This window comes from Syntrophotalea acetylenivorans, assembly GCF_001887775.1.
Classification (GTDB): Bacteria; Desulfobacterota; Desulfuromonadia; order Desulfuromonadales; family Syntrophotaleaceae; genus Syntrophotalea_A; species Syntrophotalea_A acetylenivorans.
This window is the reverse complement of the sequence record NZ_CP015519.1, coordinates 961,701-975,243: the sequence shown is the minus strand read 5'-3', so window position 1 is coordinate 975,243 and position 13,543 is coordinate 961,701. Positions and strand designations below refer to the sequence as shown.

14 protein-coding genes are annotated in these 13,543 nt (G+C 54.4%); 5 read left to right on the top strand and 9 right to left on the bottom strand.

The features are described 5' to 3' along the window. Nucleotides 1-54: 54 nt before the first annotated feature. From A7E78_RS04470 to A7E78_RS04440, 8 genes are all read right to left on the bottom strand, one after another. On the bottom strand, nucleotides 55-309 hold the full coding sequence (locus A7E78_RS04470) for an SHOCT domain-containing protein (protein WP_072283106.1): 255 nt from the start codon (nucleotides 307-309) through the stop codon (nucleotides 55-57). A gap of 65 nt (nucleotides 310-374) precedes the next feature. Beyond that, entirely contained in the window at nucleotides 375-761 is a 387-nt protein-coding gene (locus A7E78_RS04465) for a DUF302 domain-containing protein (RefSeq protein ID WP_072283105.1), read from the bottom strand. A gap of 447 nt (nucleotides 762-1,208) precedes the next feature. Next, a complete protein-coding gene (locus A7E78_RS04460) occupies nucleotides 1,209-1,721 on the bottom strand; it encodes a periplasmic heavy metal sensor (RefSeq protein ID WP_072283104.1) in 513 nt (170 codons plus the stop codon). Nucleotides 1,722-1,739: 18 nt separating this feature from the next. Then, nucleotides 1,740-2,078 carry a zinc ribbon domain-containing protein gene (locus tag A7E78_RS15720; protein ID WP_072283103.1) on the bottom strand — a complete coding sequence of 113 codons (339 nt, stop codon included), beginning with the start codon at nucleotides 2,076-2,078 and terminating at the stop codon, nucleotides 1,740-1,742. Nucleotides 2,079-2,093: 15 nt separating this feature from the next. Beyond that, a complete protein-coding gene (locus tag A7E78_RS15020; RefSeq protein WP_158516071.1) occupies nucleotides 2,094-2,231 on the bottom strand; it encodes a hypothetical protein in 138 nt (45 codons plus the stop codon). A gap of 214 nt (nucleotides 2,232-2,445) precedes the next feature. Then, nucleotides 2,446-3,807: a sigma-54-dependent transcriptional regulator gene (locus tag A7E78_RS04450; RefSeq protein WP_072283102.1), complete on the bottom strand. Its 1,362-nt coding sequence runs from the start codon at nucleotides 3,805-3,807 to the stop codon at nucleotides 2,446-2,448. Beyond that, nucleotides 3,794-4,294, bottom strand: a complete 501-nt coding sequence (lspA, locus tag A7E78_RS04445; protein WP_201258032.1) for a signal peptidase II — start codon at nucleotides 4,292-4,294, stop codon at nucleotides 3,794-3,796. The genes A7E78_RS04450 and lspA overlap by 14 nt, the downstream gene beginning before the upstream one ends. A gap of 34 nt (nucleotides 4,295-4,328) precedes the next feature. Beyond that, complete coding sequence (locus A7E78_RS04440) at nucleotides 4,329-6,092, bottom strand: two-component system sensor histidine kinase NtrB (protein ID WP_158516070.1); 1,764 nt, start codon at nucleotides 6,090-6,092, stop codon at nucleotides 4,329-4,331. A 105-nt stretch (nucleotides 6,093-6,197) separates the two neighbouring features. On the opposite strand from A7E78_RS04440, the gene A7E78_RS04435 reads away from it, so the two are divergent. The 4 genes from A7E78_RS04435 to A7E78_RS04415 all read left to right on the top strand — a co-directional run bounded on the left by A7E78_RS04435 (nucleotide 6,198) and on the right by A7E78_RS04415 (nucleotide 10,556). Continuing rightward, complete coding sequence (locus A7E78_RS04435; protein ID WP_072283100.1) at nucleotides 6,198-6,551, top strand: ArsR/SmtB family transcription factor; 354 nt, start codon at nucleotides 6,198-6,200, stop codon at nucleotides 6,549-6,551. A 74-nt stretch (nucleotides 6,552-6,625) separates the two neighbouring features. Continuing rightward, the gene (feoB, locus tag A7E78_RS04430) at nucleotides 6,626-8,620 is read left to right on the top strand and encodes a ferrous iron transport protein B (protein WP_072283099.1); all 1,995 of its coding nucleotides are present in this window, start codon (nucleotides 6,626-6,628) and stop codon (nucleotides 8,618-8,620) included. A 180-nt stretch (nucleotides 8,621-8,800) separates the two neighbouring features. After that, the gene (locus A7E78_RS04420; protein WP_072283097.1) at nucleotides 8,801-9,448 is read left to right on the top strand and encodes a metal-dependent transcriptional regulator; all 648 of its coding nucleotides are present in this window, start codon (nucleotides 8,801-8,803) and stop codon (nucleotides 9,446-9,448) included. 16 nt (nucleotides 9,449-9,464) lie between these two features. Then, entirely contained in the window at nucleotides 9,465-10,556 is a 1,092-nt protein-coding gene (locus A7E78_RS04415; protein WP_072283096.1) for an SO_0444 family Cu/Zn efflux transporter, read from the top strand. Nucleotides 10,557-10,696: 140 nt separating this feature from the next. Here A7E78_RS04415 and ftnA read toward each other — a convergent pair whose 3' ends face one another. Continuing rightward, nucleotides 10,697-11,179, bottom strand: a complete 483-nt coding sequence (gene ftnA / locus A7E78_RS04410; protein WP_072283095.1) for a non-heme ferritin — start codon at nucleotides 11,177-11,179, stop codon at nucleotides 10,697-10,699. Nucleotides 11,180-12,585: 1,406 nt separating this feature from the next. Between ftnA and A7E78_RS04400 the strand changes: the two genes are divergently transcribed. Next, nucleotides 12,586-13,350 carry a PP2C family protein-serine/threonine phosphatase gene (locus A7E78_RS04400; protein WP_072283093.1) on the top strand — a complete coding sequence of 255 codons (765 nt, stop codon included), beginning with the start codon at nucleotides 12,586-12,588 and terminating at the stop codon, nucleotides 13,348-13,350. Nucleotides 13,351-13,543 lie beyond the last annotated feature (193 nt).

The window sequence follows — 13,543 nt, the reverse complement described above, 5'->3', positions numbered from 1 at the left end:
ACAGAATACGGAGAAAGTATCTGCCAGGTGTTACGGGCGGAAGAGCGAATCAGATCATCCCTGTAACTCTTTTTTCATACGCTCGAATTCTTCGCGATCGATCTCCCCGGCAGCGTAGCGATGCTTCAAAACCTCCAGCGGCGAGGAGGATGATGTTGAAGTTCTTTTTTTGCTGATCACCGCCTGAAACAACCAGACGACCAGAAAAATCATTATTATCCATAAGGCGAGGTTGACAAACATGCCCAAAGGTCCGTGAAAATAGCTGCCAGGACCGCACAGCCAGCTCTCGCTCCAAAATCTCATCATGGACTAGATTCCTTTACTTCCCCGACCGTAAATCGGGAGATAGGCAGGCTCACAATCGGACTTTTTCACAGATTGTCGATCACCTGCTGTAGTTTGTCCCTTATTTGGACCGCGATATCGGCCAAGTCAGGATTGTCAATCGCCTGCATCGAGGCGATGGGATCGACTGCCGCGACCTCGACACAACCATCCTCGTATTCCTGAACGATCACGTTGCAGGGAAGCATGGCACCGATGTGCGCTTCGGCCTGCAGTGCCCGGTGGGCGAAGGCTGGATTACAAGCGCCGAGGATACGATATTTCCTGAAATCGACGTCAAGTTTCCGCTTCAGGGTCGCCTGCACATCGATTTCAGTCAGGATGCCGAACCCTTCCTTGCCAAGTATTTCTGTGACTCTGGCGATCGCCTGTTCGAAAGATACTGCAACTGTTTTGCTGAACACGTAACTCATTTTGTCACTCTCTTTCCTGGGTGATTCATTGCGACGGAGCGTCCGGGTTCTGCGTTATCCGGACGCTCTACCCAAAGCATAACCTCTTGTGTTTCAATGGCTACCATGGCACACCCTCTATACAGGTAGGCGATCAGGGATACCAGACTGTTTCCTACTTTCTTGATGCCGGGCAGCAACCCGGTGTCTCATATGCCAGCCAAGCTAAGGGCCAGGGAACAGATTTCGATCTCCGCGCCGGATTTTTCAACTCGGTGGTGTTCCAGGAAATCTTATCCCTGACTTCTTTCTTATGCTCATCGACGGCAAAGGCCGGTCCAGAAGAAACCACAAGGAGCATACCAATCAGCATGAAACCAATGACCCTGGCAAAGGCATGTCTTTTCCATAACTACAACATAGCTGCAACTCCAGTTTCAGCGTTATAGGATAACGAAGTACAAACGGTTACCTGCAACAAGAGCCGTAACGACCGGTGTTCATGCTTCGGTTTCTCATCCTGTAACCATCCCGCATCATGCCGTGTCTGCCATGACCGTGATCACAACCCTGGTAGTCGCAGGCAAACCAAGGACCGTATCCGTCGCCGGTGATCCGGCTTACCTCCAAGTTTGCCTGATCCAGTTTGGTCCAGTAGGCACGTTCCAGATCGTACAACTCGCCTTCAAGGGCGTTGAGGCGGCCCACTGTTGTAGCGTTGTCGCTACGGGCCGCGTTTAGCTCGGCCTGCTTTGCGTTGAGCTTCTGCTGTAGGTCCTGCAGTTGCGGCTGATACTTACCCTGGATCTCATCGAGATTTTTCTGTTGCTCGGCAGTCAGGGCCTGCGCACCAGTCGCCGGCCCCATTCCTCGCCCCATCCGGGTTCCTGACCAGTTACCCATCCAGGCAAAGGCCGGGGTCGTTATGGCCACCATGGCCAAAATTGCCGTTACTGCGATCCGTTTACGATTGTTCTTCATGATGATCTCCTTTCAGATTCATGGGGTTTGTTGATTCGTCCTCATTGAGGCGGTCGGTTGTTTCGTTTCGTTCTTCAGAGCCTCGCTGCAGAAGGGGCAGAACTCCCAAGCCTGGTCCACCACCCGGCTGCAACCGGGACAATTTCGTTTGAGAGCGTCCCCGCAGTGCGGGCAGCGAAAATAAACTTCCTGCACGAGTCCTCCACAACGCGGGCAAGCTTTGGGTGCGAGTCCGCTCGAAGAGGTTCGCCGTTTCAGGAGCCAGGCAGCTCCGCCAAGCAGGGCCAGTATGAACAATCCCGGAACGATCCATCCGCTCAAAAACCAACCGCCGCTCCAGCCGCTTCCGCAATACATCAGCAATACCCCCTGCTAATATCCGGAATGCCCGCAGCCACGGTAATTGCTCTGACCATGTCCACCCCGGTGCCCATAGTGTCCGCAGCCCGACAGGGCAAGTGCGGAGCCGGCCAGCAAGACCAGCAGCAAAACAGTGACAAACGTTTTCATGGCATCCTCCTTTTACTTTGGTGTTGCCCTGATATAGGGCAAGGAGGATGCCAGCTTAATGCAATCCGCTTTAACCTATTGAAAACAATAGATTATTCAAGAAGAGAAGTTTTCTTGTGTGTGATTGGGTGGAAAGGAATTGGACAGTTGAAGGGGGAGGGAACAACCCGAGTTGTCAAAATATTTGACAGCCGGGGGCCCAGGAACTCAGCACTCAGGAAAGTCCGTACACCCTGAGCTTGTTCTGCAGGGTCTGGCGCGAGATGCCGAGGATCTCGGCGGCGCGACTGCGGTTACCATTGGTCTGGGCGAGGGTGGCACGGATGAGGTCCTTTTCCATCTCCTTGAGGGTGTGGCCGGGGCGCAGGGCAAAAGGGCGCTCTGTGCTTCCGGCTACCTCGCGGATGAGGACTGGGAGCTCCCGCAGGGCGATCTGCTCGCCGAGGCAGAGGATGACCGCTCGTTCCATGGTATTCTCCAGTTCGCGGATGTTTCCGGGCCAGGCGTAAGCCAACAGGGCATCCAGGGCTTCGGGGTGGAGGCCGCGGATATCCTTGCGGTTTTTGGCGCTGTACTTTTCAAGAAAATGCCCGGCCAGTGTCGGGATGTCATCGGTCCGCTCACGCAGCGGGGGGATTTCTAGGGGAACGACACTAAGCCGAAAAAAGAGGTCCTGCCGAAAGCTGCCCTCTTCAACCATCTGATGCAGATCCTTGTGGGTGGCAGCGATCAGACGCACGTCGACCTTGATCGTCTTGGTGCCACCGAGGCGTTCGAACTCCCCCTCCTGCAGCACCCGCAGGATCTTGGCCTGGGTGGTGGGGCTCATATCGCCGATCTCATCAAGAAACAGCGTCCCCTTGTGGGCCAGCTCGAAGCGGCCCTTGCGTTGTTCCGCGGCGCCGGTGAAGGCCCCTTTTTCGTGACCGAACAGTTCGCTCTCCAGCAGGTTCTCGTGCAGGGCAGCGCAATTGACCTTGACGAAGGGGCCTCCCCCGCGGGGACTGTTCTGGTGGACAGCATTGGCGACCAGTTCCTTGCCGGTCCCCGACTCGCCGGTAATCAGCACTGTGGCGTCGCTCGGAGCGACCAGAGCCAGGGTCTCGAAGAGGTCACGCATAGGGCGGCTAGTGCCGATGATGTTGCCAAAGTCAAATTTCGCGCCGAGCCGCTCCTTTAGGGCAGCATTTTCCTGCTGCAGGCGCTCGAAACTCAGGGCCCGCTCCACCGTCAGAGCCAGCTCCGAAGCGTCCACCGGTTTGGTGACGTAGTCGTAGGCACCTTTCTTCATCGATTCAACGGCATTTTCTACCGAGGAGAAGGCGGTGATGATGATGATCGGTAGCGTCGGCTTCGCTTTCTGGATCGCCTCAAGGGCTTCCGTCCCTCCCACCCGTTTCATCTTCAGATCGAGCAGGACCAGATCGATCTCGCGCTCCCGGGCCAGATGAATGGCCACATCACCGTCGTCGGCTTCGACGATCTCGTACCCCTCGCCGCCCAGGTGGGCCTTGAGCATGGTGCGGTGGGTGGTGTCGTCGTCGACCACGAGAATAACGGCCTTATTCTTTTTCATGTTCCGGCTCCTTCCGGCCTCGAATGAGTTCCCCTATCAGCAGCAAGGTGACGCCAGTGGTGATGGCAACGTCAGCGACATTGAAGCCGCCGGTGCGCAGGCCCCCCAGACCCAGATTCAGAAAATCGACGACGGTGCCGCCGTTGAATACCCGATCATAAAAGTTGCTGAGTCCTCCGGCCAGCACCAGGGACAAGGCCACTACACCGACAGGGCTCAAGCTCCGGTAGGAGAGGGTCCAGACCAGCACGCCCAGCAGGACCGTTCCGACCGCAATGATAAAGGCCCAGAAACGCGCAGTTTCCGGCAGGCCCGCACCCATTCCCAGAAAGGCGCCGGGATTTTCCGCATACTGCAAACGAAACAGGTCCCCCCAAAACGACTGCCCGGAAGAGCCGGCCAGGTACTCCCGGGCGACCGCCTTGGTGATCCGATCGCAACCGACGCAGGAGAAAATGACCGGGGCCATCAGCAGGATTCTTTTCAATCTTGTCATCCGTTGGTCCTCATCTTCCAAGGGTTCACGCTGAACTTCCAATCTCTTTGCGTTGGGCCGGCTCCCGGGGAAGGATTACTTCAACCCGGGTGCCTTTCTTCGGCGCGCTCTCCACTTCGACGCGGCCGCCGTGCTGCTCCACGATTTGGTGGACCATCGCCAGCCCCAGTCCGGTACCGGTCTTGCGCGTGGTGAAGAAGGGGTCGAACATGCGCGACTGTTCCTTCGGGGTCATCCCTTTTCCAGTGTCCTCTACCCAGAAGCGGATCTCCGCATCCTGCGCACTTGCTCCGAGACGGATTTCCCCTCCGGCTTCGGTAGCGGCCTGGGCGTTCTGCAGCAGGTTGATCAGCACCTGGGTCAGCAGGTCGGAATCCGCCGTGAAGCTGACCGTCTCGGCGGGCGGGTCGAGCTGAAAGGTCAGGTTCCGGGCCGCCAGGTCGTCCTGCAGCAGCCGGGCGGTGCGCCGCAACAGATCTCCCAAGTCAATTTCCGCCGGTTCCGGCTCTCGCGGCCGAGCAAACTGCAGCAGGGCGGAGATGGTTCGATTGAGTCGATCAACCTCGCCGACCATCAGTTCGGAGTATTCTTCGGCATGGGGGTCCTTTTCTCCGAGTCTGGCAAAATACTGGGCAAATCCGCGCAGGGATCCCAATGGGTTGCGGATCTCATGGGCAATGCCAGCCGCCATCCGCCCAAGGGCGGCATGCCGCCGGGAGCGCTCCAGCGCCTCTTCTATGGCCTTGATCTCACGCAGGTCCCGGACAACCAGTACGGTTCCCAGGGGCTCTCCATCCCGTTCTGTCAGGCGGGAGGCGCTCACCTTGACCGGGATACTCTCGCCGTTCGGTCGTCGGCACTCAATCGACCGCTCCACAAATTCGCTGCCTTCCCGAATCAGCGGTGCAATCTCGCAGCGCTCCGTTCCAGTCAGTGCATCCAGAAGTTTCCCCTCGGCTATTTCTCCCGGTTGGACGAATATCTCCTTGGCCTGGTCGTTGAGGGAGACAATGCGACCTTGGTTGTCCAGGGTGATCAACCCTGCGGGCATACTGTCAATGACGTTGCGGGTGTAAAGCTCCATGTTGGCAAGGGTGATTTTGGCCACCCGGGTTTGCTGGGAAAGGAAGAGGAAATAAAATCCAGTCGACCCCAGAAGCAACAGAAGTCCGCCCATGAGTAAGCTTTGGCGGACGTCCTCGTGTCGGGCCGCTTCGAACTCGCCAGTGTAAAGTCCCACGAAAACTGCTCTGCGCCCAACCTGCTCGCCTGGCTCATAACCTATGCCGCACCACCTTTCCCAACGCCCCATCATCATCTCACGACCGGCCCCTTCAGACAAAACCGGGTTGAATTCTTTGGCGACTTCATACACGGTTCGACCGGACTCATCTTTTGTCCGGCGGGTGCGGGCCTGCTCCTGTGCAAGGACCTGTGCAACTGGGAGAATATCGTCGTTGCCAAGCTTCTCGCCTGACGCCATCAGCAGTCGACCGGATGCATCAGCAACGGCGACATAGGCGACCGAATCTGTTCGCGCCGTCTCCCGCACCAGGGTTGCCAGGGAGTTGCCTTCCAAGTTCATCATCATGGAAGTACGGGCTCCTGCCTCGAAGGCGCGGATGAGAGTCAGGCCTTCCTCCCGGAGGAATTTCTCCATCAGGTTCTCCTCGCGGTCCAGGTTGCGCCAGGTAACCACGCCGAGGATTATGGCCAGGATAATTGCGGCTAGAATAAACCCCAAGGCGGGCAGGGAGGGTCTTTTTGGGTGGTGCGATGCAGGGATCATTTTGTTTCCGATGAAAACCATTTTCAAAAATCTTCTTGACATAGATAGGCAATAAAGGTAGAAAGCCAAGAACATCTGAACAATTATTCACGCAAACGGATAACAATGTCAAAAGATATTTGCCAAATCAGTTACGTGGACGACGAGCGGGTCGCCCGGGCCAGGGCCCGAATGCATGACGATCAGACCATCGTGGAACTGGCGGAAACCTTCAAGGTTCTTAGCGATCCGACCCGGGTGCGCATTCTCCATGCCTTGGCCGAGGAGGAGTTGTGTGTTTGCGACATCGCGACGGTGGTCGAGGCGACCCAATCGGCCATCTCTCACCAACTGCGGATTTTGCGCGCCGCCAGACTGGTCAAATCCCGCAAGGACGGCAAGATGGTCTATTGCTCCCTGGATGACGAGCATGTCCGCAACTTGTTTGAAGAAGGTATCCGCCACCTGAAAGAAGGGTAGGGCTTTTTTTTGCCCTCACATATGAATATATCCGCATGCGTTCACAGGAATACGTCATTCGCCTGGAGGTAGAAATGGAACAGAGAAGTGGTTGTGGTTGCCAAGGCAGCCAGCCCTGCGAGGAAACCGGCCTCAAAAATATCGTCATGGTGGGGAACCCCAACGTGGGGAAGAGCGCACTGTTTAACCGGCTGACCAACTCTTACGTGGTGGTCTCCAACTACCCGGGGACAACGGTTGAGGTTTCCCGGGGCAAGTGCCGGATCGGCAACGAAGAGTTCATTGTCAACGATACGCCGGGGATGTATTCCCTGCTGCCAATCACTGAGGAGGAACGCGTCAGTCGGGACATCCTGCGGGCCGGCAAGGCCGATGTGGTTCTGCATGTCGTCGATGCCAAGAATCTCAAGCGCATGCTCTCCCTCACCCTGCAGTTGGTCGAGGCCGACCTGCCGGTGGTGCTGGTTCTCAACATGATCGATGAGGCCGAGCGCCTTGGCATCCAAATCGATACTGCATTGCTGGAGAAAAGGCTGGGTATCCCGGTGGTGGCAATCTCGGCCCTTTCCGGGCACGGGGTCGACACCTTGAAGGAGGAAATCGTCTCCTACCGCCATCCGAAAGAGACCCCGGAGATCTATTACGGCGATGTCATCGACGGCGCATTGAATGCTCTTGCGCCGATCTTGCCGTCCGGTCATGGTCTGTCGCAACGGGCTTTAGCTCTGCTGCTTATCCAGGGCGATGCGGCGATTGCCGAAGAGGAGCGCAACCTGGAAGGAAACTCGACCGATTTTCTGGATGCGACCCTGGCGGAGATGGAAGAGAACCTGGAGGAGCCTGCCAGTTACGCGGTGCCGATGATGCTTCACCAAAGTGCGGTCAGTATTTGCAAAAAAGCCTTTGCGCCGCCGGCGCACAAGGGCAAATCCTTCGCCAACCGTCTTAGTGGTTGGACCATGCGACCGCTGACCGGGGTTCCCATCCTGCTTTTGGTCCTTTACTTCGGCCTCTACAAATTTGTCGGCGAGTTCGGGGCTGGGACCATCGTCGATTTTCTGGAGGCGGATATCTTTGAGGTCTACGTCAACCCCTGGATTAACGGCCTGCTCAGTGCCTACGTCCCCTGGCAGCCTTTGCGAGAACTGATCGGCATGGACTATGGCATTGTTACCCTGGGCATCCGCTATGCTATCGCCATTATCCTGCCGATCGTCGGCACCTTTTTCATCGCTTTTTCGATCATCGAGGATACTGGTTACCTGCCCCGGCTGGCGCTGCTGGTCGACCGGATTTTTAAAAAGATCGGCCTCAACGGGCGGGCGGTCATCCCCATGACCCTCGGGTTCGGCTGCGACACCATGGCCACCATGGTTACTCGCACCCTGGAAACCAAACGGGAACGGATCATTGCCACCCTGCTGTTGGCCCTGGCGATCCCCTGCAGCGCCCAGCTCGGGGTCATTCTGGGCATGGTCGCGGAAAAACCTGCCGCCATGGCGGTCTGGGGCGGCTTCATCCTGCTCATCTTTCTCTTCATCGGCTTTCTGACCGCGCGGTTGATGCCCGGCGACCGCCCCAACTTCTACATGGAGGTGCCGCCGCTGCGTATGCCCCGTCCGGGGGCGGTCTTCATGAAGACCTACACCCGCATGCAGTGGTACTTCGTCGAGATCCTGCCGCTCTTCATTCTGGCCAGTGTGCTGATCTGGCTGGGGAAAATTACTGCAACCTTCGACGTCGTGGTCTCCTGGCTCTCTCATGTGATGAGCTGGATCGGTCTGCCCAAAGAGGCGGCGGTGGCTTTTCTGTTCGGTTTTTTTCGTCGCGATTACGGTGCCGCCGGACTTTTCGATCTGCAGCAGGCCGGGGCGCTGACCGGAAACCAGCTCGCCGTGGCGGTGATCACCCTGACCTTGTTTGTCCCCTGTGTCGCCCAGTTCTTGATCATGAAAAAGGAGCGCGGGCTTAAAATGGCCAGTGCTATCGCCCTGTTTATCTTTCCTTTCGCCTTTTTAGTAGGCGGCATGGTGAATGTTCTGCTGAATCTAACCGGAATTCAGTTATGATTTGCCCCTTCTGCCGGAAGGAGTTTGCCGCAGCAGAAGCCAAAAAGGAATGCAGGGCCTGCTCATCTTTCGGCGGCTGCCAGAAAGTCAAATGCCCTTACTGCGGGTACGAATCTCCCCGGGAACCAGAATTTGTCGAAACATTGCGAAATTTGAAGAAGAAATTCGAGAGGAAAACCGATGAAAGCAAGTGAGCGGATTGAAGAAGCTTTGGAGGTTCTGTGGGAGTGCCTGATGGAGGATTCCAGCCCACAGATGGAAGCGGAAAACCAGTTGAGTCAAAAACTGGAGATTTCCCTCGATCAACTGGAACAAGAGGGGCTGGTGGAACGGTCGGCGGAAACCATCCAATTTACCCCGGCAGGAAAGAAAGAAGCCGAGCGAGCAATTCGTCGGCACCGTCTTTCGGAGCGCCTATGCTACGACATCATTGAAACCGACCAGGTGGACATGGAAGAGGCCGCCTGCCAAGTAGAGCATATTGTTAAAAATGGAAACGAAGAAAAAATCTGTCGATTGTTGGGGCACCCCGAAACCTGTCCCCACGGCAAGCCGATCCCTCCAGGGGACTGCTGTCGAAAGGCCCGCGAGGCGAAAGAGAGATTCGTTGTACCCCTAACCAGCTTGAAACCGGGGGAAGCCGGGACGATTGCCTACATCAAGGCCGGTGACTCTAAAAAACTGCAGAAGTTAATGGTCATGGGAGTGCTTCCCGGCAACGCCATTGAGTTAAACGCCAATTTCCCATCCTTTGTCTTTTCAGTCGATTACAGCCAGTATGCGGTTGATGCGGACATGGCCGCGGCGATCATCGTCAAAAGAGGGTAGCCAAGGAGAAAGATGTATGCTCGAAACGATTCTAGGCATTCTTGCCGAATGCTGGGACATTTTGGTCGAGTCCGCCCCTTACGTCCTGTTCGGCTTTTTCGCTGCCGGGCTACTCAAGGCGTTGGTCCCCGAAGAGGTGGTGGCCCGCCATCTTGGAAAAAACAGCACCGGATCGGTCCTCAAGGCCTCACTCTTTGGGGTCCCATTGCCTCTCTGCTCTTGCGGGGTGATCCCGGCTGCCATCGGTCTGCGCAAACAGGGAGCGAGCAAGGGTGCATCAGCTTCCTTTTTGGTCTCGGTGCCGGAAACAGGGGTTGATTCAATCGCTATTACCTGGGCCCTGCTCGACCCGATCATGACTCTGGTTAGACCCGTGTCGGCCTTTTTAACCGCCACGGTAACTGGACTACTAATCAATCTGCTACCAGAGGAGGGCGTAAAGTCGGCCGCTATTAAAGGGAGCGATTGTGGCTGCAGCAGTTCTTGCAGTGGAGACAAGTCGAAACAACCCGCCAAACCACCTCTGCTTCAACGGGTGCGTGCCGGGCTCGCCTACGCCTTCGGCGACCTGTTGGGGGACATCGGCAAGTGGCTGCTGATCGGCATCGCCGTCGCCGGGGTCATCTCCTATCTGGTTCCGAACGATTTCTTCATCCGCTACCTCAGCAGTGAATTCACCTCGTTGCTGATCATGCTGGTGATCGGCATCCCCCTCTATATCTGCGCCAGTGCTTCTACTCCTATCGCCGCCGCCTTGGTTCTTAAAGGGCTCTCCCCCGGAGCGGCCCTAGTCTTTCTTCTTGCCGGCCCGGCCACTAACGCCGCCACGCTGACCGTGGTTGGCCGCTACTTCGGCCGTGCCTCAACCGCCATCTACCTTGCGTCGATCGCCATCTGTTCGCTGCTGCTCGGTTATCTGGTGAACCGCATTTACGCTTTCACTGGCACCGATATCACTCGCTGGATTCAGCAGACAGATACAGCGACTTCGTCTTTTCTTGCCCTAGCCTCGGCAGTGGTTCTGCTAGCACTCATTATTAGAAATATCCTGCCAAAATCGAAGAAATCTTCAAACACCTGCGGATGTGGAGAATCATGCTCAGCCTAATATGGTGTTGAAAACCGTCATGGTCGCAGGCAAGGCAAAGAGAAAAGAACAGTCACTCATAAAACATGAAAATGGCCCACCTGATATTTGGGGTGGGCCATTCTTATTCCTAGGCCTTTCGAAAAACTTCTCATTGCGGTTCAGTGTTTACGCAACATTTCACCGATCGCCCGATCGATAAAATATACCCCGCTGCCGGATTCACCGATAATACGTATCTTGTCAAGAACCTGCTGAATGGTATGTTCCTCTTCGTGTTGTTCGGATACATACCATTGCAGGAAATCTACGGATGAATGGTCATTCTCTTTCAAGGCACTGTCCATGAGCTTGTTGATTTTACCGGTGACCAGCTTCTCGTGATCCAGGACCTGCTGAAACAGGTCACTAATCGACTTAAACTCGGTGGGTGGGGCCTTGGTCTCGCCGATGGCAGGCAATGCACCGGTTTCATAGACATATTTGAAGAGCCGATGCATATGGTCAAGTTCTTCTTTGGCCTGCTTGCGAAGAAATGCCGCACTGCCATCGAGACCCTTTATTTCCGCCCATGCGCTCATCTGCAGATAAAGATTTGAAGAGAAATTTTCCAAGGAGATCTGGGCATTTAATTTATTTACCATTGCTTTGCTTAACTTAACATAAGCCTATCCGTACCATGAATCACTTCGCCGCATATACTAGCTTCCCACCAAAAAATACCTAGAAACAACATGAAACTGATTGTAAACTGGACGACCTAGGGAGTATCCCTTCAGGGTCCAGACCAATACGTCAGAGATCAATGGAACGGAACGCCTCGGGACCTCACTTGGACCGGAGGCGTTCTGCTTTGTACGGGGAACTCGCAAGAACGGGAAGAAAACTTATGAGGAGGTAAGGAAAGAAATGGTCGTAGTGAGAGGTCTTGAGCCTCATATTGCCTACTGCTTGAAACAGCACTATATTCACCTGTCTAAACCGCTCTAAAATCAGGCTTTGTTACCCGCTAACCCCATCACATTTGCAAGAAAAAGCTTTAAGACAATTCAAACATCAACAATAACCTTGCCGCTCACCATTTTGAGGGTTGTTGAATCCTTGAAGATTTTCTTTATAAAAAGCCCACACCTTTTGGGTGTGGGCAGATTCAGCTTTAAAGCAATTTCAAGTACACTTGGTCAAATAACTATTAAGATTTTGAGTGACTTAGCTCCACATTCCCCGAAGCGGGTGCATGGTATTGGAGACGAATCTTTGCTCCCTCAGGAGGAATCATTGCCAGTCGAAAACTGAACGGTAGGATAAGAACCCCCTTACGATTGGAACGAAGTCTTTGTATGTGAGTAGATTCCTGGGCAAGAAGCGTCCCGTCGGAGGCATAGATCGCCAAGTCGAGATGACCGGGCAGATGAACCCTATGCATTCGCTTGACCTTACCTGAAACTACAAATACGTCCCCATCCTGGTAAGCCTTGGCCCAACTCACCTTCACGGGGGTCATAGGTGCAACTACTACCGAATACGCCGATGAATAATCCAGAGAAACCCTTTCCTCGGCCACAGATTCGGAGGAATGAATTCCAAAGCCGGAGAGAGTAAGCCCTATGATTGCGAGGAGAACAATAAGTTTTGCTGGCCTCATAGTGTTGCCTCCTTTTGTTTGGCAACCTCTTTGCCGCGCTCGTCGGTGCTAATGCGCATTTTCTGCCAATGCTACTTCCAATAATTATATCACCATTCTTAAGGCTAGCATGAGTGATCATCTCACGGTCGCAAGTACTTCGTTGGGACCGTTCACTGTTGCTAATCCGTGAGGGGGTTCGTCGCCAATTACCACGTAGGCTATTTGGCAAATCAGACATACGTGCCGCTCCACACCTTGAACACGATATGTTTCAAGCCGGCTACACTCTTCAATTGAGGATATTCGAGACTGAAAAAATGATCTAAGAAATCACCATATTTTGAGAGAGGAGGGGTGGCCTTCTAGCAGAGAGCAATTACTGATAAAATTTAAGCAACGCTCTCTATCTAAGGAGGCGACCTTATGGAAGAAAACGGCAATGATCTGGACCTTGGCTTAGCTACTCAGGTGCAGAAAATCTTGTTTCCCAAAGCTTCCCCCATTTGTGAGTGGGCAAACATAGGTTTCAAAAACCGGATGGCCCAGGGGGTAGGAGGGGACTATTTCGACTTCCTTACCATGTCAGATGCATGCCAAGTTATATTCCTTGGTGATGTCACAGGTCATGGTTTGCATGCTTCGCTGATTATGGCCATTCTATATGGTTACATCCATCGTGCGTTCAGTGCCCCCTGTCCCTGTCGGGACATCGTCTGTCAGATCAACGATTTTCTCCTGTCTTTTTCCAAGCGCTCCAAAGATTTAGATCAATTTTTTTCTGCCACGTTGTTTTACGGAATTATCAACCCCAAGACTCAGAAGATGGCGTTCGTCAATGCAGGCCATCCAGCGCCCTTGATTCGTCGTGGCGATACCCTTTTCACCTTGCCAGCAACCTCGCCGCCTTTGGGTTTTTTCGATAATCCCGAGATAACCATGGAAGGGATTGAACTGAAGAAAGAAGACCGTCTTCTGCTTTACACCGATGGCATAACCGAGGCTACCAACCAAGATGGAGAGCCTTTTGGGCAGGAACGGTTGGAACAAATTTTACGGCAATCGGATTACAATCATTTGGAGTTCTTAGATAACCTTTTTGATGCTCTCAAAAAATTCACCGCGAAGGATCCGCCAAGTGACGATTGTACGGCGATTGTTGTTGACTTCCATGGCCAGTTCACCGGCTAGGCATACGGTAATATGACAGAGGAATAGCTAAACCAGGGGCATAGGAATGATTTGTCAGTGGCTGGAACACATACCCAATTTTGCGGCGGGGAATACATGAAAAGGTCAAAAGCCTGTACCTCTTCGGTGCTGGCAGCGCCTATCAAAATCACGGCCGTTACCTCTCGTTTCTAACCAACCTGTTTGGACGGGA

Bases quoted from the DNA above. Each gene is read 5' to 3' on its own strand.
- A7E78_RS04470 (WP_072283106.1), bottom strand. From the start codon at position 309: ATGATGAGATTTTGGAGCGAGAGCTGGCTGTGCGGTCCTGGCAGCTAT.
- A7E78_RS04465 (WP_072283105.1), bottom strand. From the start codon at position 761: ATGAGTTACGTGTTCAGCAAAACAGTTGCAGTATCTTTCGAACAGGCG.
- A7E78_RS04460 (WP_072283104.1), bottom strand. From the start codon at position 1,721: ATGAAGAACAATCGTAAACGGATCGCAGTAACGGCAATTTTGGCCATG.
- A7E78_RS15720 (WP_072283103.1), bottom strand. From the start codon at position 2,078: ATGTATTGCGGAAGCGGCTGGAGCGGCGGTTGGTTTTTGAGCGGATGG.
- A7E78_RS15020 (WP_158516071.1), bottom strand. From the start codon at position 2,231: ATGAAAACGTTTGTCACTGTTTTGCTGCTGGTCTTGCTGGCCGGCTCC.
- A7E78_RS04450 (WP_072283102.1), bottom strand. From the start codon at position 3,807: ATGAAAAAGAATAAGGCCGTTATTCTCGTGGTCGACGACGACACCACC.
- A7E78_RS04440 (WP_158516070.1), bottom strand. From the start codon at position 6,092: ATGATCCCTGCATCGCACCACCCAAAAAGACCCTCCCTGCCCGCCTTG.
- A7E78_RS04435 (WP_072283100.1), top strand. From the start codon at position 6,198: ATGTCAAAAGATATTTGCCAAATCAGTTACGTGGACGACGAGCGGGTC.
- feoB (WP_072283099.1), top strand. From the start codon at position 6,626: ATGGAACAGAGAAGTGGTTGTGGTTGCCAAGGCAGCCAGCCCTGCGAG.
- A7E78_RS04420 (WP_072283097.1), top strand. From the start codon at position 8,801: ATGAAAGCAAGTGAGCGGATTGAAGAAGCTTTGGAGGTTCTGTGGGAG.
- A7E78_RS04415 (WP_072283096.1), top strand. From the start codon at position 9,465: ATGCTCGAAACGATTCTAGGCATTCTTGCCGAATGCTGGGACATTTTG.
- ftnA (WP_072283095.1), bottom strand. From the start codon at position 11,179: ATGGTAAATAAATTAAATGCCCAGATCTCCTTGGAAAATTTCTCTTCA.
- A7E78_RS04400 (WP_072283093.1), top strand. From the start codon at position 12,586: ATGGAAGAAAACGGCAATGATCTGGACCTTGGCTTAGCTACTCAGGTG.